Source organism: Amycolatopsis sp. NPDC051128, from assembly GCF_040682715.1.
Taxonomy (GTDB): domain Bacteria; phylum Actinomycetota; class Actinomycetes; order Mycobacteriales; family Pseudonocardiaceae; genus Amycolatopsis.
On the sequence record NZ_JBFBBN010000022.1, the window covers coordinates 88209 to 106679 of the forward strand.

At 71.5% G+C, this 18471-nt stretch carries 17 protein-coding genes; 4 read left to right on the forward strand and 13 right to left on the reverse strand.

Translation table 11 applies throughout. From position 1 onward, the window contains the following. The first annotated feature begins 423 nt into the window (after positions 1-423). The 3 genes from AB0M82_RS22975 to AB0M82_RS22985 all read left to right on the forward strand — a co-directional run bounded on the left by AB0M82_RS22975 (position 424) and on the right by AB0M82_RS22985 (position 2785). Positions 424-924: an MmpS family transport accessory protein gene (locus tag AB0M82_RS22975; protein WP_364725138.1), complete on the forward strand. Its 501-nt coding sequence runs from the start codon at positions 424-426 to the stop codon at positions 922-924. Between the two features lie 5 nt (positions 925-929). Further along, positions 930-1805 carry a hypothetical protein gene (locus AB0M82_RS22980; protein WP_364725141.1) on the forward strand — a complete coding sequence of 292 codons (876 nt, stop codon included), beginning with the start codon at positions 930-932 and terminating at the stop codon, positions 1803-1805. Positions 1806-1918: 113 nt separating this feature from the next. Continuing rightward, positions 1919-2785 (forward strand): carbon-nitrogen hydrolase family protein, encoded by an 867-nt coding sequence (locus AB0M82_RS22985; RefSeq protein WP_364725143.1) that lies wholly within the window; start codon positions 1919-1921, stop codon positions 2783-2785. A 199-nt stretch (positions 2786-2984) separates the two neighbouring features. Here AB0M82_RS22985 and AB0M82_RS22990 read toward each other — a convergent pair whose 3' ends face one another. The 13 genes from AB0M82_RS22990 to pyrR form a co-directional block, all read right to left on the reverse strand. Then, the gene (locus AB0M82_RS22990) at positions 2985-5090 is read right to left on the reverse strand and encodes a primosomal protein N' (protein ID WP_364725146.1); all 2106 of its coding nucleotides are present in this window, start codon (positions 5088-5090) and stop codon (positions 2985-2987) included. 105 nt (positions 5091-5195) lie between these two features. Further along, positions 5196-6398 (reverse strand): methionine adenosyltransferase, encoded by a 1203-nt coding sequence (gene metK / locus AB0M82_RS22995; protein WP_364725272.1) that lies wholly within the window; start codon positions 6396-6398, stop codon positions 5196-5198. 97 nt (positions 6399-6495) lie between these two features. After that, entirely contained in the window at positions 6496-7716 is a 1221-nt protein-coding gene (gene coaBC, locus AB0M82_RS23000) for a bifunctional phosphopantothenoylcysteine decarboxylase/phosphopantothenate--cysteine ligase CoaBC (protein ID WP_364725149.1), read from the reverse strand. Then, a complete protein-coding gene (gene rpoZ / locus AB0M82_RS23005; protein ID WP_005152353.1) occupies positions 7709-7978 on the reverse strand; it encodes a DNA-directed RNA polymerase subunit omega in 270 nt (89 codons plus the stop codon). The genes coaBC and rpoZ overlap by 8 nt, the downstream gene beginning before the upstream one ends. Then, positions 7975-8616, reverse strand: a complete 642-nt coding sequence (gmk, locus tag AB0M82_RS23010; RefSeq protein WP_364725151.1) for a guanylate kinase — start codon at positions 8614-8616, stop codon at positions 7975-7977. The genes rpoZ and gmk overlap by 4 nt, the downstream gene beginning before the upstream one ends. Before the next feature lie 23 nt (positions 8617-8639). Continuing rightward, positions 8640-8957 (reverse strand): integration host factor, actinobacterial type, encoded by a 318-nt coding sequence (gene mihF / locus AB0M82_RS23015; protein WP_003096398.1) that lies wholly within the window; start codon positions 8955-8957, stop codon positions 8640-8642. Positions 8958-9064: 107 nt separating this feature from the next. Continuing rightward, positions 9065-9934 carry an orotidine-5'-phosphate decarboxylase gene (gene pyrF / locus AB0M82_RS23020; RefSeq protein ID WP_364725153.1) on the reverse strand — a complete coding sequence of 290 codons (870 nt, stop codon included), beginning with the start codon at positions 9932-9934 and terminating at the stop codon, positions 9065-9067. Continuing rightward, entirely contained in the window at positions 9931-13245 is a 3315-nt protein-coding gene (carB, locus tag AB0M82_RS23025; RefSeq protein ID WP_364725155.1) for a carbamoyl-phosphate synthase large subunit, read from the reverse strand. Before carB ends, pyrF begins: the two co-directional genes overlap by 4 nt. Continuing rightward, positions 13245-14366, reverse strand: a complete 1122-nt coding sequence (gene carA, locus AB0M82_RS23030) for a glutamine-hydrolyzing carbamoyl-phosphate synthase small subunit (RefSeq protein WP_364725158.1) — start codon at positions 14364-14366, stop codon at positions 13245-13247. Before carA ends, carB begins: the two co-directional genes overlap by 1 nt. Beyond that, positions 14363-14857 carry a transporter gene (locus tag AB0M82_RS23035; RefSeq protein ID WP_364725160.1) on the reverse strand — a complete coding sequence of 165 codons (495 nt, stop codon included), beginning with the start codon at positions 14855-14857 and terminating at the stop codon, positions 14363-14365. Before AB0M82_RS23035 ends, carA begins: the two co-directional genes overlap by 4 nt. Then, entirely contained in the window at positions 14857-16143 is a 1287-nt protein-coding gene (locus tag AB0M82_RS23040; RefSeq protein WP_364725162.1) for a dihydroorotase, read from the reverse strand. The genes AB0M82_RS23035 and AB0M82_RS23040 overlap by 1 nt, the downstream gene beginning before the upstream one ends. Then, complete coding sequence (locus tag AB0M82_RS23045; protein WP_364725165.1) at positions 16140-17087, reverse strand: aspartate carbamoyltransferase catalytic subunit; 948 nt, start codon at positions 17085-17087, stop codon at positions 16140-16142. Before AB0M82_RS23045 ends, AB0M82_RS23040 begins: the two co-directional genes overlap by 4 nt. Next, complete coding sequence (gene pyrR, locus AB0M82_RS23050; RefSeq protein ID WP_364725168.1) at positions 17084-17710, reverse strand: bifunctional pyr operon transcriptional regulator/uracil phosphoribosyltransferase PyrR; 627 nt, start codon at positions 17708-17710, stop codon at positions 17084-17086. Before pyrR ends, AB0M82_RS23045 begins: the two co-directional genes overlap by 4 nt. 249 nt (positions 17711-17959) lie before the next feature. On the opposite strand from pyrR, the gene AB0M82_RS23055 reads away from it, so the two are divergent. Continuing rightward, positions 17960-18448: a helix-turn-helix domain-containing protein gene (locus tag AB0M82_RS23055; protein ID WP_003096372.1), complete on the forward strand. Its 489-nt coding sequence runs from the start codon at positions 17960-17962 to the stop codon at positions 18446-18448. Positions 18449-18471 lie beyond the last annotated feature (23 nt).

Here is an 18471-nt window from a genome sequence, read left to right on the forward strand (position 1 = left end):
CATCGAAACGATCATCATTCCCGCTGATCGCGGACTTTCGATCGAACGACCGGACATCCCGTCCGACTGGCACCTATTTGCCCCGGAAGCGAATTACCGCCCACCTCGCAACGGCTGCGCGAACTAGCCCACTCGGCCGAGCGCACCCCTGCGCCGAACAGGGCCTTGAACAGCGAATATCCACTGCCGACCCGGACCCGCGGCGGTCGTTTCGGGAATGTTAACGCCCACACATCGACCCAGGCGGCCCCATTCGGCGGCCTCTGGTCAGAACGACCGGAGGCGTGCCACTATTGGCCACCAGGCGCCGGCGAGGCCGCGCCTTTCGTCTTCCAAGATTCCCACATCCGCGTGCCGCGCACCTGAGAAGACTCCAAGAAAGCGAGCTGCAGCCATGATCGTTTCCTGTCGAAGGAGTCGGCCATGACCACAGAAACGGCGAAGCCGAAACCGCCGGAGGAAAAGCCGCCGCCCGGGAACAGGACGTTCCGGCTGGCGCAGCGCACCTGGTGGCTGCCCTGGGTGCTCGGGGCCGCCACGGTGGCGGTCGCGGTGGTCATCGCCACCGACGTGTTCACCCCGGACGAGCCCGCCGGGTGGGACCAGGTCCGGCTGCCCGTCGCCGAGCATCAGGTCGTCTACACCGTGACCGGGGCGGGAAAGTCCCCCGAGATCAAGTACGTGATCGACGGGGTGAACGGCACCGAGACCGTCGTGAACGGGGATCTGCCGTGGCGCAAGGAGTTCACCCTCAAGGTGGGCCCCGGCCTCGGCGTCGTCCAGGTGCTGGCCGCGAACAACGAAACCGCGGAGTCGATCGGCTGCACGGTCAGCGTCGACGGCAACGTGGTGCACCAGGCGTCCTCTCGCGGGGCCGGCACCCAGGTTTCCTGTTCCTCCGTGATCCGCCCGGCCTCGAGGTAGCCGCGATGGAAACCCATGCCGTGCCTCGTGTTCTCGCGGCCACCGCGGTGGCCGCCGCCTTGGCCGCCGTCACCGCGACACCGGCGGAAGCGGCCGGGTCGCTGGTGCTCGACAGCTGCGCGGTGACCGTCCAGGGCGAACCGGGTCAGGCGGTGTCGCTCAAGCCCGCCGCGGTGACCCCGCAGATCCTGGCCGCGCTGGCCCCGCTGGATCCGCTCAACGTGCTGCGCCCGGCGTTCTCCGGAGTCTGGCAGGCCCTTCCGCCGATCGCGCTCGGCTCGATCGGCGCCACCGACGGCCTGATCCCCGGCAGCGCCGTCGGCGACGCCGTCCTCGGCGACCTGCGCAAGATCTCGTTGCTGGCACCGGTGATCGACGCGCTTTCGCCGTCGGTACGGGCGTTGCTCGGCGCGAACTGCGGGGTCACGACCAAGCCCGGCGCCCCCGCACCCGCCCCGGCGTCCCGGCCGCCGTCCGGCACCCGGCCACCGTCCGGTGGCACCGCCCCACCCCCGGGTGCCCCCGCGGACCCCGGTGCTTCCCGCGCTCCGGAGGCCACCGGGACCACCGTCACCAGCCCCGGCCTGCCCGGCGCGGTGCTCGGCTCGCAGTTCCCGGGGTCGACCGGCGTTCCCGGACCCGGCATCCCGCCGGACCGGGTCGCCTACGACTACGGACCCGCCGCGGTGCCCCAGGTCCCGGCGGTCGACGCACGGATGCAGGGCCTCGGCGGGCAGTCGACCGGCTCGGCCCAGGCGCTGCCGGCCGCGTCCGGCGGCGGCATCAGCCGCTCGACCCTGCTCGCCGGCCTGCTGCTGGCCCTCGTCGGCACGCAGTGGTTCCGCCGCTGGGCGTTGCGGCGCTCCGGCAAGACCGGCTGACGGCGGGCCGATCCCGCGCCGGGCGGTCCACCGCCACGGCGGAGCGCACGGCGCCGACCGCACACCCACGGCCCCGGCCGGCGCAACCGGCCACCACACCAGGAGGAGCGTGGATGGGACTCACCCGGATCGCCACGGTCGCCGCCCACTTCGGCCGCGACCTCGCGTTCGACCGGACCCGCATCGCGGCGCTGGTCGAGGAAGCCCGCCAGGCGGGCGCCGCGCTGCTGGTGCTGCCGGACGGCGCGCTCGGCGGCTCCCTCGCCGACTTCGGCCGGGCCGACCCCGACCACCTGCCGCCGGCGCTCGCCCCGGACGGACCCGAAGTCCACGCCGTCGCGACACTCGCCGCGAACCTGGTCGTGTGCTTCGGCTACACCGAAGCGGGCGAGAACGGCGCCCGGTACACCGCGGCGGCGTGCGTTTCCGGCGACGGCGTGCTCGGCAGGCACCGCAAGGTGCACCTGTCCGCGGCCGAGGCCCTCCTGCACCGGCCGGGCCGCGGGTTCGCCGCGTTCGACACCCCGGTGGGCCGGCTGGGCATGCTGCTCGACTACGACAAGGCGTTCCCCGAGTCCGCCCGAGGCCTCGCCGCCGACGGCGCGGGGATCGTCGCGTGCCTGTCGTCGTGGGCGACCAGCAGCCGGACGCCGACCCTCACGCGGGATCGCCAAGCCCGGCTGTTCGACGTCTACGACTGCGTGCGCGCGGTCGAGAACCAGGTGGTGTTCGTCTCCGCGAACCAGGCCGGCGTCATGCACGGCACCCGGTTCCTCGGCCAGGCGAAGATCGTCGGCCCGAGCGGTGACACCCGCGCGCGGACCGGCTCCCGGGCCGCGCTCGTCGTCGCCGAACTGGACGTGGAGGCGGAACTCGCCGCGGCCCGCCGCACCCGCGACCACCTCGGCGAGCTGCACATGGCGGAGGCGATCCCGCTGGCCAGGGCCGCCGCGAATTCCGGGCGGGGCATGACGGATTAGCCGCCGTCCGGCGAACCGGATTCATTACGAATTCCTGTCGCATTGGTGCTGACCGACAACGGGTCCTGCTACCGCTCACGGCTCTGGCGCGACACGCTGCGCGAGGGGTCATCGCGCACGAACGCACCCGGCCTTACCGGCCCCGAACCAACGGCAAACCACCCGCCGGCCGCGTCCCCAACCTCACCGGGCAATACAGCTAGATCAGTTCCATCGGGTCCAGCTGGATGCGGATCGGCTCGGTCGCCTTGCGCGCGTCGCGGCGGGCCGCCGCGGCGTGGATCGACGCCGCCAGCGCCTTCCCCTCCGGGCGGGACACGCGGACCAGCGCCCGCTCGCGCTCCGCGTTGCCCTCCTCGTCCAGCTCGCCGATCGGCACCGGGCCCAGGACTTCCCCGGACGGCGGCAGGCGCAGGTCGGCCAGGAGGGCGGCCACCGCGTCCGGGCTGCCCTCCACGCTCGCCATCCGCATCGCCGGGGGAAAGCCCAGCTCCTGGCGTTCGGCCAGCTCCTGGCCCGCGTGCCAGGCCGGGTCCCAGCGGACCAGTGCCTGGACCACCGCCAGCCCCGCCTCGGCTCCGACGATCACGCGGCCTCCCGCGGCCGCCGGGCGGACCAGGGCCGCCGCCGCCATCCAGCGGCGCAGCGCTTCCTCTCCCGCCCGCAGGTCCTGGCGGCCCAGCAGCGCCCAGCCGTCGAGCAGCAGCGCCGCGCCGTAGCCGCCGTCCGCGACCGGCTCCGCGCCCGGCGTGCACACGATCAGCGCCGGTTTGCCCGGCACCGACGACAGCACCTCCGCGGCCCCGGACGTCCGGACCGGGACGCCGGGGAACGCGCGGCCCAGCTCCTCCGCCGTCCGCTTCGCGCCGACGATCACCGCGCGCAGCCGCACCGAACCGCACGCCGTGCAGCGGAACGCCGTCTCCGGGACGCCGCACCAGTGGCACGCGGGCGGTTTCGGCTGCCCGTCGACCGAGCCGCCGGGCAGGGACAGCGGCCCGGCGCACCGGCGGCAGCGCGCGGGCGTGCGGCAGTTCCCGCAGGCCAGGCCCGGCACGTACCCGCGCCGCGGCACCTGCACCAGCGCCGGGAGGCCCGCCGCGAACGCCTGCCGCGCGGCTTCGAACGCCACCGCGGGCAGGCGCGCCACCCGGGCCGCCTCGTCGCGGGCGACGTCGAAGTCCTCCCCGACCGGGGTGACGCGCGGGGCCGCGGCCCGCAGCGCGGCGCGGTCGGCCAGCACCGGGACGGCCCAGCCGGACTCGACGAGCAGCTGGGCCTCCGCCGTCCGGGCGAACCCGCCGACCAGCAGTGACGACTTCGCCGCGTGCGCGCGGTCCATCAGCACGTCCCGGACGTGCGGGTAGGGCGCGTGCTGGTCGAGGTGGAGGTCGTCGCCGTCGTCCCAGACGACGAACAGGCCGGGGTCGTGGACCGGCGCGAACATCGCCGCCCGCGTCCCGACCACCACCCGCACGGCGCCGCGCAGCACGGCCAGCCAGCGGCGGTACCGCTCGGCGGGCCCGAGCCCGGCGATCAGCGCCACCACGGCCTCCTCGCCGACCAGCGCCGCGCAGGCGTCGCGCACCCGGTCCAGGTCGCGGTGGTCCGGCACCACGAGCACGGCGCCGCGGCCGGAAGCCGCCACCGTCGCCGCGGCCTCGGCCAGCCGGCGCGGCCAGTCCTCGCCCGGCAGGGCCTGCCAGACGGCGTTCGCGGGCTTGCCATCGGCGAGGGCCTCCAGGAACGCCGGGCCGCGCTGGTAGCGCGCCCAGGCCGTGGTGTCCGGCGCGGCCGGAAGAGCCGCGGGCGGCAGCGGCGGCTCGCCCTCGGTCTTGGCATGGCGCGGCGGGATCGCGAGCCGCAGGACGTCGGACAGCGTGCCGCCGTAGCGGTCGGCGACCGCCCGGCACAGCGTGTGCAGCGACGGCGTCAGCACCGGTTCGGCGGAGGTGACGCGGTCGAGGAACAAGAGCGGCTTGTCGTGATCAGTGGTCTCGGCACGCTCGACGAGGTAGCCGTCCACCAGCTGCCCGGCGAACCGGACGCGGACCCGGCAGCCCGGCACCGCGGTCTCGTGCAGCTTCTCCGGCACGCGGTAGTCGAAGGTGCGGTCAAGGTGGGCCAGCGGGATGTCGACGACGATCCGCGCGACCGGCCGCTCGGGCGCGGGCTGCTGGGCCCCCTTCGCCTTCTGCCCCGGCTTCGGCACCTTCGACGGCTTCCGGGCACGCGACGGCGCCGCCTTCGGCGAAGGCGGTTCCTCCGGGAGGTCCCAGAGGGCGGCGGGCTCGGAGCTACTCACGCCGAGATCTCTACCAGACCCCTCCGACAGCCCCGACGCCAGAAGCCGTGAATGTCGCATTGAGGGACTTGAAGTCTCTCAATGCGACATTCACGGCTTTACGACTCAGGCGCCTGCCGCGGCCTTCAGCGCCTCGGCGCGGGCCGTGCTCTCCCAGGGGAGGTTCAGCTCGGGACGGCCGAAGTGGCCGTACGCCGCCGTCGGGGCGTAGATCGGGCGCAGCAGGTCGAGGTCGCGGATGATCGCGGCCGGCCGCAGGTCGAAGACCTCGGAGATGGCCTGCTGGATCTTCGCCGGGTCCACCGTCTCGGTGCCGAACGTCTCGACGAACAGGCCGACCGGGGCCGCCTTGCCGATCGCGTAGGCGACCTGGACCTCGGTGCGCGAGGCCAGGCCCGCCGCGACGATGTTCTTCGCCACCCAGCGCATCGCGTACGCCGCCGAGCGGTCCACCTTGGACGGGTCCTTGCCGGAGAACGCGCCGCCGCCGTGACGGGCCATGCCGCCGTAGGTGTCGACGATGATCTTGCGTCCGGTCAGCCCGGCGTCCCCCATCGGGCCGCCGATGACGAACCGGCCGGTCGGGTTGATCAGCAGCCGCGCGCCCGACGTGTCGATGCCCAGGCCTTCGAGCTCGGGGCCGACGACGTGCTCCTTGACGTCGACGCTGAGCATCCGGTCCAGGTCGATCCCGTCGGCGTGCTGCGACGACACCACGATGGTGTCGAGGCGCACCGGCTGGTCGCCGGCGTACTCGATGGTCACCTGGGTCTTGCCGTCCGGGCGCAGGTACGGCAGCACGCCGTCCTTGCGGACCGCGGTCAGCCGCTTCGACAGCCGGTGGGCCAGCGCGATCGGCAGCGGCATCAGCTCGGGGGTGTCCGAGCAGGCGTAGCCGAACATCAGGCCCTGGTCGCCGGCACCCTGGCGGTTGATCTCGTCCTCGTCCGACTCGACCCGCGACTCGTACGCGGTGTCGACGCCCTGGGCGATGTCGGGCGACTGCGAGCCGATCGCGACGTTGACGCCGCAGGAGTTGCCGTCGAAGCCCTTGGCGGAGGAGTCGTACCCGATCTTCAGGATGACGTCGCGGACGATGGTGGGGATGTCGGCGTACGCCTCCGTGGTCACCTCACCGGCCACGTGGACCTGGCCGGTGGTGATCAGGGTCTCGACCGCGACGCGGCTGCGCGGGTCCTTCGACAGCAGCCCGTCGAGGATCGAGTCGCTGATGGCGTCGCAAATCTTGTCGGGGTGCCCTTCGGTCACCGACTCCGAGGTGAACAATCTGCTGCTGGACGCGGTCACGGTGGCCGTCACTTCCTCACCCTAAGATGTCGGATGCCGGAACTTAGGCACCCCTTACTCTTCGCTGCAAGCGTACTGACTATCGCTCCAGGGGCCGTCAACGCTTCATGAAGCTCACAACAGCGTCCCACAGAGTGGACGCCAGTTCAGCTTTCGCGCCGAGAGGGATGGGGATTTCCGTGCCGTCGGCCCCCAGCAGCCAGCCCGAATTGTCCTCGGTGCCGAACGCCTTGCCGTCCCCGACCGCGTTGACGACCAGCAGGTCCGCGCCCTTGCGCTTGAGCTTGACGCGGGCGTGGTCGAGGACGCCGCCGCGCTCGTCGCCGGTCTCCGCGGCGAACCCGACGACGACCTGGCCCGGCCGCCGGTCGCGCACCAGTTCGGCGAGGATGTCGGCGTTGCGGTCGAGGGTGATCACCGGGTCCGGCTGGTCGTCGGACTTCTTGATCTTGTGGTCGGCCCGGTTCGCCGGCCGGAAGTCGGCGACGGCGGCGGCCATCACGACGACGTCAGCGGACGCGGCGGCCGAGTGCACCGCCTGCCGCAGTTCCTCGGCGGTCGACACGTGCGTCACGGAAGCGCCCGCCGGGTCCGGCAGCGCGACCGTGTGGGCGGTGACCAGGGTGACCTCGGCGCCGCGCTGGGCGGCGACGCGGGCCAGCGCGTAGCCCTGCTTGCCGGACGAGCGATTGCCCAGGTAGCGGACCGGGTCGAGCGGCTCGCGCGTGCCACCCGCCGAGACGACCACGCGGACGCCTTCGAGGTCGCGGGGGAGGGCGTCCGGCCGGGCCAGCAGCAGCCGGGCGAGGTCGACGATCTCGGCCGGGTTCGCGAGGCGTCCCTTGCCGGTGTCGGCCCCGGTCAGCCGGCCGGAGTCGGGCTCGGTGACGATCGAGCCGCGCGAGCGCAGCAGGGCGACGTTGTCGCGGGTCGCGGGGTGCTCCCACATCTCCGTGTGCATCGCCGGGAAGAAGGCGACCGGGCACCGGGCGGTGAGCAGGGTGTTCGTCAGCAGGTCGTCCGCCAGGCCGTGGGCGGCCTTCGCGAGGAGGTTCGCGGTGGCCGGGACGACCAGGACGAGGTCGGCTTCCTTGCCGACGCGGACGTGCTGCACCTCGGGCACCTCGGTGAACACACCCGTGTGCACCGGGTGCCCGGAGAGGGCTTCGAAGGTCGCCGCGCCGACGAAGTTCAGCGCGGCTTCGGTGGGGACCACGCGGACGTCGTGACCGGACTCGGTCAGCCCGCGCAGGACCTCACAGGCCTTGTAGGCGGCGATCCCGCCGCCTACGCCCAGGACAACGCGGGGTTTACTCACCCTCGGTGTGCTCGAGCAGGCCGCCGTGGATCTCGCGCAGCGCGATCGAAAGCGGCTTCTCGCGGGGGCCCGGCTCGACCAGCGGGCCGACGTACTCCAGCAGGCCCTCGCCCAGCTGGGCGTAGTAGTCGTTGATCTGGCGGGCACGCTTGGCCGAGTAGATCACCAGCGCGTACTTCGAGCTGACCTTCTCGAGGAGGTCGTCGATCGGCGGGTTGGTGATGCCCTCGAGCTCTTCGTGCAGGGTCGCCTGAGTCGTCACTCGTGGTGCTCCGAATCGTCTGGATGACCGGCGGCAAACTGCTCGCCGGTAATCAAGCTTAGCAAGTGCTCAGCGGCGTCCCGCACGTCGGCGTTGACGACGCGGTGGTCGAACTCGCCGGCGGCGGCCAGCTCACGCTCCGCTTCCGCCAGCCGGGCCTTCACCGCGGCCTCGTTCTCGGTGCCGCGCCCGGTGAGCCTGCCCACCAGTTCGTCCCAGGACGGCGGCATCAGCATCACCAGCCGGGCCTCGGGCATCGCCGCGCGGACCTGGCGGGCGCCCTGCAGTTCGATCTCCAGGACGGCCGGGCGACCCTCGGCGAGCGCCTTCTCGACCGGCTCGCGGGGGGTGCCGTAGCGGTTGCCCGCGAACTCGGCCCACTCCAGCAGCCTGCCGCCGTCGACCATGGCGTCGAACTCCGCCCGGTCGACGAAGTGGTAGTGCGCCCCGTCGACTTCGCCGGGACGCGGCTTGCGCGTGGTGACCGAGACGCTGAAGTAGATCTCGGGCTCCAGCTTCCGCAGCTCGCCCACCACGCTCGACTTCCCGACTCCCGAAGGCCCCGATACGACGGTGAGCCGGTGCCGGGAGAGGTCTCCCGTCACCGGCTCACTGCCGCGGTCGGTGCCCCGGCTCACCGGGGAGTCCTGACCGACGCCGTTCACTCGCCGCTGAACTCGGCCAGCAGCGCCTTGCGCTGCCGGTCGCCGAGGCCGCGCAGGCGTCGGCTGGGGGCGATCTCCAGTCGTTCCATGGTCTGCTGGGCGCGGACCTTGCCGACGCCCGGCAGGGCCTCGAGCAGAGCCGAAACCTTCATCTTGCCGAGAACTTCGTTCTCCTCGGCCTGCTTCAGCACGTCGACCAGAGTGGTACCGCCCCGCTTCAGCCGCTCCTTCAGCTCAGCACGGATGCGGCGGGCGGCGGCGGCCTTCTCCAGCGCCGCAGCGCGCTGTTCCTCTGTCAGCTGGGGAAGTGCCACGTTTTCCTCCGGTAGTTCTCAAAACTGGGTGGGTGACGCGACGGTACCCACCCGTGAGCACCGGCCACAATGCGGGGGTGGCTGGTGGGGGCCGATTCCGGGTCCTGCTATTGGCCGTTTTCCTGCGGGTCAGCCAGCACTTCGGCGATGCGTTCGACCGCTTGGCGCAAAGCGGGTTGCTCCGGACCGTGGCGCAGGATGTCCCGGGACGACGCCGGGAGCACGCCTGGCAGCCCTGGACCGAACACCCGCCGCAAATCGGCCACAGTGGCTCCCTGGGCCCCGAAACCGGGGGCGAGGACCGGACCGTTCAACCGCGAGAGATCGAGTTCCCCCGGCGCGATGGTGGCGCCGACGACGACACCCACATCGCCGAACGGTGCCGCATCGTCGTTGAATGCCGCCGCGGAATCGACGATCGCCTGTGCCACGGTGCGCCCGTCGGGCAGCCGGGCGTTCTGCACGGCGGCCGCTTCCGGGTTCGACGTCCGGGCGAGCACGAAGACGCCGCGCCCCGCCGAGCGGGCCGTGGTGACGCATTCGGCCAAAGAGCCGAACCCCAGGTACGGCGAGACGGTGATCGCGTCGGCCGCGATCGCCGCGCCGTCGGCCACGTACGCGGCCGTGTACGCCGCCATCGTGGAGCCGATGTCGCCGCGCTTGACGTCCAGCAGCACGAGCGCGCCCGCGTCGCGCGCGGTTTCGACGACCCGCTCGAGCACCCGGACGCCGGCCGCGCCGAACGCTTCGAAGAACGCCGACTGCGGCTTCACGATCGCCGTGCGCGCCGCCAGGACCTCCGTGGCGGACAGCGCGAACCGTTCCAGGCCCGAGACGTCCACCGGGAGCCCCCAGGCCTCGATCAGGCCCGGGTGGGGGTCGATCCCGGCGCACAGCGGGCCCCGGGCCGCGACGGCCTTCGCCAGCCGCGCCCCGAACCGCTCCGACGCCGAAGACACCGACGACGCCGCGCTCACGACCGCGCCTTCAGCGCCGCCTGGAGCTCCTGGAGGGACTTGACCCCGATGTCGCCCCGGATCAGCGCCTCGATGCCGTGCACGGCCGCCGCGGCGCCCTGCACGGTCGTCACACACGGGATGTCGCGCGAGACCGCGGCGGTGCGGATTTCGTAGCCGTCGACGCGCGGACCGCTGTTCCCGTAAGGGGTGTTGATCACCATGTCGACCCCGCCGTTCAGGATGACGTCCACGATGTTCGGCTCGGCGTCGGTCGACCCTTCGTAGTGCTTGCGCACCACCGAGCAGGCGATCCCGTTGCGCCGCAGCACTTCCGCGGTACCTGAGGTGGCGAGGATTTCGAACCCGAGGTCCGCGAGCCGCTTCACCGGGAAGACCAGTGAGCGCTTGTCGCGGTTGGCCACCGAGACGAACACGCGCCCGGACGTCGGGAGCGAGCCGTATGCGGCGCTCTGCGACTTGGCGAACGCCTTGCCGAAGTCGACGTCGACGCCCATCACCTCACCGGTGGACTTCATTTCCGGGCCCAGCAACGAATCCACGCCGTGCCCTTCGGGGGTGCGGAAGCGGTGGAAGGGCAGCACGGCCTCCTTCACCGCCACCGGTGAGTCGGCGGGCATCCGTCCGCCGTCGCCTTCGGCCGGGAGGACGCCGTCGGCGCGCAGGTCCTTGATCGTGGAGCCGGTCATGATCAGCGCGGCGGCTTTGGCCAGCGGCACCGCGGTCGCCTTCGACACGAACGGCACGGTCCGCGACGCCCGCGGGTTGGCCTCCAGGACGTACAGGACGTCGTCCTTGAGCGCGTACTGGACATTCAGGAGCCCGCGGACGCCGACGCCGCGCGCGATCGACTCGGTGGAGCGGCGGACGGTCTCCAGGTCGGTGTGCCCGAGCGTGATCGGCGGCAGCGCGCACGAGGAGTCGCCGGAGTGGATGCCGGCCTCTTCGATGTGCTCCATGACCCCGCCGAGGTAGAGCTCCTCGCCGTCGAACAGCGCGTCGACGTCGATCTCGATGGCGTCGTCGAGGAACCGGTCCACCAGCACCGGGTGCTCGGGGGTGATCTCGGTGGCGCGGCTGATGTAGCCGGCGAGGGTCTCCTCGTCGTAGACGATCTCCATGCCGCGTCCGCCGAGCACGTACGACGGCCGGACCAGCACCGGGTAGCCGATCTCGTCGGCGATCCGCTTCGCCCCCTCGAACGACGTCGCCGTGCCGTAGCGCGGCGCGGGCAGCCCGGCGTCGGTCAGGACCTCACCGAACGCGCCGCGGTCCTCGGCCAGGTGGATCGCCTCCGGCGGCGTCCCGACCACCGGGACACCGGCGTCGGCCAGTCGCTTCGCCAGCCCCAGCGGGGTCTGGCCGCCGAGCTGGACGATGACGCCGGCGACCGTGCCGGACGCCTGTTCGGAGTGCACCACCTCGAGGACGTCCTCGAACGACAGCGGCTCGAAGTACAGCCGGTCGGAGGTGTCGTAGTCGGTGGACACGGTCTCCGGGTTGCAGTTGACCATGACGGCCTCGAACCCGGCCTCCCGCAACGCGATCGCCGCGTGCACGCAGGAGTAGTCGAACTCGATGCCCTGCCCGATCCGGTTCGGCCCGGAGCCGAGGATGAGCACCTTCGGCTTCTCGCTCTGCGCGGCCACTTCGGTCTCCGCGTCCGGGTCGGACTCGTAGGCCGAGTAGTGGTACGGCGTCTTGGCGGCGAACTCGGCCGCGCAGGTGTCGACGGTCTTGAAGACCGGCCGCACGCCGAGGCGGTGGCGCAGGGTGCGGACGCCGTCCTCGCCGGCCAGTTCCGGCCGCAACGCGGCGATCTGCCGGTCGGACAGGCCGGTGCGCTTGGCGCGGCGCAGCAGGTCGCCGTCGAGCACCGGGGCGTCGCGGACCTCGGCGCCGACCTCGGCGATGTAGGCGATCTGGTCGATGAACCACGGGTCGATGCCGGAGGCCTCGTGCACCTGCTCGACGGTGGCGCCCAGCCGCAGCGCACGCTCCACCTCATACAGCCGGCCCTCGCGCGGCGTGCGCAGGGCGTCCAAAGTGGACTCCATGGTCGCGCCGTCGGGGTCCGGCAGCGTCCAGAACCCGGTCGCCTTGGTCTCGATCGACCGCATCACCTTGCCGAGCGCCTCGGGGAAGCTGCGGCCGAACGACATCGCCTCGCCGACGCTCTTCATCGTCGTGGTCAGCGTCGGGTCCGCACCGGGGAACTTCTCGAAGGCGAACCGCGGCATCTTCACCACGACGTAGTCCAAAGTGGGCTCGAACGCCGCCGGGGTCTCGCCGGTGATGTCGTTGCGGATCTCGTCGAGGGTGTAGCCGATGGCGAGTTTCGCGGCGATCTTGGCGATCGGGAAGCCGGTGGCCTTCGACGCCAGCGCGGAACTGCGGGACACGCGCGGGTTCATCTCGATGACGACCATCCGGCCGTCGGCCGGGTTGATCGCGAACTGGATGTTGCAGCCGCCGGTGTCGACACCGACCTCCCGCAGCACCGCGATGCCGACGTCACGCATCACCTGGTACTCACGGTCGGTAAGCGTCATCGTGGGGGCGACGGTGACCGAGTCGCCGGTGTGCACGCCCATCGCGTCGATGTTCTCGATCGAGCAGACGACCACGACGTTGTCGTGCTTGTCACGCATCAGCTCGAGCTCGTACTCCTTCCAGCCGAGCACGCTCTCCTCGATGAGCACCTCGGTGACCGGCGACTCGGTGAGCCCGGTGGAAGCCAGCCGCTCCAGGTCCGCGGACGTGTGCGCCATGCCGGAGCCGAGCCCGCCCATGGTGAACGACGGCCGGATCACGACCGGCAGCCCGAGCTCCGCGACGGTCGCACGGACCTCGTCCATGTCGTGACACACCCGGCTGCGCGGGACCTCGGCGCCGATGGTGCGGACGATGTCCTTGAACTTCTGCCGGTCCTCGCCGCGCTGGATGGCGTCGATGTCGGCACCGATCAGCTCGACACCGTACTTGTCGAGCACGCCGCGCTCGTGCAACGCCACCGCGCAGTTCAGCGCGGTCTGCCCGCCCAGGGTCGCCAGCAGCGCGTCCGGACGCTCGGCGGCGATGACCTTCTCGACGAAGTCCGGCGTCACCGGCTCGATGTAGGTCGCGTCAGCGAACTCCGGATCGGTCATGATCGTCGCCGGGTTCGAGTTCACCAGCGACACACGCAGACCTTCGCTGCGCAGCACCCGGCAGGCCTGGGTACCGGAGTAGTCGAACTCCGCGGCCTGCCCGATCACGATCGGCCCGGAGCCGATCACCAGCACGTGCTGGATATCCGTCCTCTTCGGCATCAGGCCTTCTTCTCCATCAGCGAAACAAAATCGTCGAACAGGGGCGCCGCGTCGTGCGGACCGGCCGCGGCTTCGGGGTGGTATTGCACCGAGAACGCGGGGACGTCGAGGGCGCGCACGCCCTCGACCGTGTCGTCGTTCGGGCAATAGTGGCTGATCTGCGCCGCGCCGAACGGCGACTCGAAGCGCTGGCCGGGCTCGCCTTCGAGGGCGAAGCCGTGGTTCTGCGCGGTGATCGCGACGCGCCTGGTCGCCACGTCGATCACCGGGATGTTGATACCGCGATGGCCGTAACGCATCTTGTACGTCCCCAGCCCCAGCGCGCGACCAAGAACCTGGTTACCGAAGCAGATCCCGAACAACGGAATCTCGCGGCCGAGGATCTGCTTGGTCAGCTCGGTCGCGTGCGTCGTGGTGGCCGGGTCACCCGGGCCGTTGGACAGGAACACACCATCCGGCTCGATCGCCAGGAGTTCGTCCAGCGACGACGTCGAAGGCAGCACATGCACCTCGATACCGCGCTGAATCATCTGCCGCGGAGTGTTGGACTTGATGCCCAAGTCCAGCGCGACAACACGGAAGCGTGTCTCACCCGAAGGCGAGACGACGTACGGCTTCGACGTCGTCACCTGGCCGGCCAGGTCGGCGCCCTCCATCTTGGGGCTGGCCAGCACCTCGGCGACCATGTCCTCGACGCTGCCCAGCGCGTCGCCGGAAAACACCCCCGACCGCATCGCACCACGCTCGCGCAGATGCCGCGTCAACGTCCGGGTGTCGACCTCGGCGATGCCGACGATCCCCTGGCGCGCCAGTTCGTCGTCGAGCGAGCGCTTCGAGCGCCAGTTGGACGGCGTGCGCGCGGGATCGCGCACCACGTAGCCGTTGACCCAGATCCTCGAGGACTCGTCATCCTCGTCATTCCAGCCGGTGTTGCCGATCTGCGGCGCGGTCTGCACCACGATCTGCCCGTGGTAGGACGGATCGGTCAACGTCTCCTGGTACCCGGTCATGCCGGTGCAGAACACCGCCTCGCCGAGGGTTCGCCCCTGCGCGCCGTATGCCGCGCCGCGGAACACCCGGCCGTCTTCGAGTACCAGTGCGGCCTGAGCGCGCGCGTTCACTGGGCACCTCCCTTGATCTTCAGCTGTTCGGTCCATTGTGGATAGTCAGTGAGGTCGTCGCCCCGGAAACCGGTGTCGAGATCGACGTCGCCGAGCCGCCAGGTGAACACCAGCAGCGCGTCGGTGCCCATCACCTTCCCGGCGATCTTCGTGTCGCGCCGGACGCCGGTGACCGCGGCGCGCGGGATCCAGAAGTCCGGCGCGCCACCGCGTTCGACCGCGATTCCGCCGGCGTGCAGCCGCCAGACCGCGCCGGTGCGCAGTCCCGCGCCGCGCGTGACGATCCGGTCCTGCCAGTTCCCGGCGGTCGTCGTGCCGACGTAGACGCCGGTGGACTCCAGCAGCGCCTCTCCGGGCTCGGCCGGGATGGCGGGGAACGGCGGCACCCGGGCACTCTGCGAGCGGGACTTGCGCCGCCAGCCCACGTACATGCCCCACAGGCAGAGCAGGAAGAAGGCGACGATCGCCAGCACCAGCCAGAAGCGCTCCATCAGCAGATCTTCCCGTCCCGCGCGGTGATCCGCCCGCGCAGCAGCGTCGCGGTCACCACGCCGGGCAGCCGCATTCCCTCGTACGGGGTGTTGGCCGCGATGCTGGCCAGCTCCGCGCCCCGGACCGTCCACTCGGCGTCGGGGTCGACCAGCGTCAGGTTCGCCGGCTCGCCGACCGCGATCGGGCGACCCTGGTCGGCCAGGTTGCCGATCTCGGCGGGCCGTTCGCTCATGACGCGGGCGACGCCGCGCCAGTCGAGCAGCCCGGTGCGGACCATCGTCTCCGTCACGATCGACAGCGCGGTCTGCAGCCCGAGCATGCCCGGCCGGGCCGCGCTCCACTCGGTGTCCTTGTCCTGCACGGCGTGCGGGGCGTGATCGGTGGCGACGCAGTCGATGACGCCCTCGGCCAGCGCCGTGCGCAGCTTCTCCGCGTCGGACTCGGTGCGCAGCGGCGGGTTCACCTTGTTCACCGGGTCGTAGGTGGCCAGGCGCTCGTCGGTGAGCAGCAGGTGGTGCGGGGTGACCTCGGCCGACACCTTCGTGCCACGGTCCTTCGCCCAGCGCAGCACGTCCGCGGTGCCCGAAGTGGAGACGTGGCAGACGTGCAACCGTGCCTTCGCGTGCAGGGCCAGGAGGCAGTCGCGGGCCACGATGGACTCTTCGGCGGCAGCGGGCCAGCCGGTGTAGCCGAGCCGGGCCGCGCGCTCGCCCTCGTGGGCCTGGGCGCCGACGGTCAGCCGCGGCTCCTCGGCGTGCTGCGCGATGACGACGTCGAGGGCGGTCGAATACTCCAGCGCGCGGCGCATCAGCAGCGGGTCCGCGACGCAGAGGCCGTCGTCGGAGAACACCTTGACCCGCGCCTGCGAAGCCGCCATCGTGCCCAGCTCGGCGAGCTTCTCGCCCTTGAGCCCGACGGTGACCGCGCCGACCGGGTGGACGTCGACCAGGCCGACCTCCTGCCCGCGCCGCCACACGTGCTCGACGATCACGGCGTTGTCCGCGACCGGGTCGGTGTTGGCCATGGCGAACACCGCGGTGTAGCCGCCGAGCGCCGCCGCGGCCGAGCCGGAGTCGATCGTCTCGGTGTCCTCGCGGCCGGGTTCGCGCAGGTGGACGTGCAGGTCGACGAAGCCGGGGAGGAGGACCTGGCCGCCGGCCTCGACGACTTCGGCGTCTTCCGGGACGTCGACGGCGCCGATCGCGGTGATCACCCCGTCCTCGATCAGGACGTCGACCGGGTCGCCTTCGCCGTAGGGGCGGGCGCCCTGGATCACGGTGCTCACGCGGCGGCTCCTTCGCTGGCCAGGAGGTGGTAGAGGACCGCCATGCGCACGTGGACGCCGTTGCGGACCTGTTCGGTGATGGCCGAGGCCGGGGAATCGGCGACCGCCGAAGCGATCTCCATCCCGCGCAGCATCGGGCCGGGGTGCAGGACGACCGCGTGGTCCGGCAGCAGCTTCAGCCGCCGTTCGGAGAGGCCGTACGCGATCGAGTACTCACGCGCGCTCGGGAAGAAGCTCTGCCCTGGGCCCCCGCCAGTCATGCGTTCCGCCTGGACCCGCAGCATCATCACGGCGTCGACCGCGGGCAACTCGGCGTCCAGGTCGTGCGAGACGGTAACCGGCAGGCTCTCGACACCGTAAGGCAGCAACGTCGGTGGCGCGACGAGCACGACTTCGGCGCCCAGGGCCGAGAGCAGGTGGATGTTCGAGCGGGCGACCCGGCTGTGCAGGACGTCCCCGACGATGGCGATCCGCCGGTCCTTCAACGAACCCAGGCGTTCCCGCAACGTCGCCGCGTCGAGCAGCGCCTGCGTGGGGTGCTCGTGGGTGCCGTCGCCGGCGTTGACCACCGAGGTGCCGGGCTCGGCGAGCCACTCCGAGAGCCGCTGGGCGGCGCCGCTCGCCGGGTGCCGGACGATCACGCAGTCGGCACCGGCCGCGGCCAGCGTCAGCGCCGTGTCCCGCAGGGACTCCCCCTTGTTCACCGAGGAACTCGACGCGGAGACGTTGATCACGTCCGCGCTCATCCACTTCCCGGCGATCTCGAACGACACCCGGGTGCGGGTCGAGTTCTCGTAGAACAGGGTGATCACCGTGCGGCCGCGCAACGTCGGCAGCTTCTTGACCTCCCGGCCGAGCAGGGTGTGCTTCAGCTCGTCGGCGGTGTCCAGCACGGCGGTGGCCAGCGCCGGGTCCAGCCCGTCGGTGGCGAGCAGGTGCTTCACGAGTCCTCTCCAGTGGCTTCGGTGACTTCCGGGGCTTCCGGGACTTCCGGGGCCCGCAGCAGCACCGCGTCGCGGCCGTCGATCTCGGCCAGCAGGACGGACACGCCCTCGGTGCGGGCGGTCGGCACGTTCTTGCCCACGTAGTCGGCGCGGATCGGCAGCTCGCGGTGACCGCGGTCGACCAGCACCGCCAGCTGCACCGCGCGGGGGCGGCCGTGGTCACGGAGGGCATCGAGCGCGGCCCGGATGGTCCGGCCGGAGAAGAGCACGTCGTCGACCAGGATCACCACCCGGTCGTCGATGCCGTCCGGAGGCAGCTGCGTCTGTTCGAGCGCGCGCGGCGGACGGCGGCGGAGATCGTCCCGGTAGAGGGTGACGTCGAGAGCGCCGGCCGGCGGCCGGACTCCGGAGAACTCGCCGATCTTGTCGGCCAGGCGGACGGCCAGCGGCGTGCCGCGAGAGGGGATGCCGAGCAACACGGGCGGGGTAGTGCGTTCCGCACCGTTCGCGGTTTTTTCGATGACCTGATGGGCCATTCGGGCGATCGTACGCGCGACATCGCCGGCCGACAGGAGCTCGCGCTCCCCAGCCGAACCAGCCGCGCCACGCGGACGTGACGACACTTCGGACTCCTTCCCCGCCTCTCCGGACGGGTCCTTAAAGGACGTCTGTTCCCCTGCTGGTCGGGGCTTTCCCGCCGACAGTAGCAGGCACTTTGCTCAGTCTTACGGGTGGTGTGGCGTGGTTCGCGGCAAGCTCCTGCTTGACCTGGTGACAACAATGCGTAACCATTACTCTGAGTATTCGACTCACAGAGTCCCCTGGACCGGTCACCCCGACCGGGAAGGGGGTGAAGAACGGAGAACGACCAGATGGGCGATTACGCCAAGGCGCTCGGGGCCAAGCTCCGCGGGATCCGCCAGCAGCAGGGTCTGTCCCTGCACGGGGTCGAGCAGAAGTCCGGTGGGCGCTGGAAGGCCGTCGTCGTCGGCTCGTACGAGCGTGGCGACCGTGCCGTCACCGTCCAGAAGCTGGCCGAGCTGGCCGACTTCTACGGTGTGCCGGTGGTCGAGCTGCTGCCCGAGGGCCGGGTCCCCTCCGGCGCCGAGCCCGCCACCAAGATCGTGATCAACCTGGAGCGCCTGCAGCAGCTGCCGGCGGAGAAGGTGGGCCCGCTGGCCCGCTACGCCGCGACCATCCAGAGCCAGCGCGGCGACTACAACGGCAAGGTGCTCTCGATCCGGACCGAGGACCTGCGGTCGCTGGCGATCATCTACGACATGACCCCGGGCGAGCTGACCGAGCAGCTCATCGACTGGGGTGTTCTTCCGCCCGAGGCGCGCCCGTCCAAGGAGGACTGATCGTAGGTGCGCGAAACCGACGC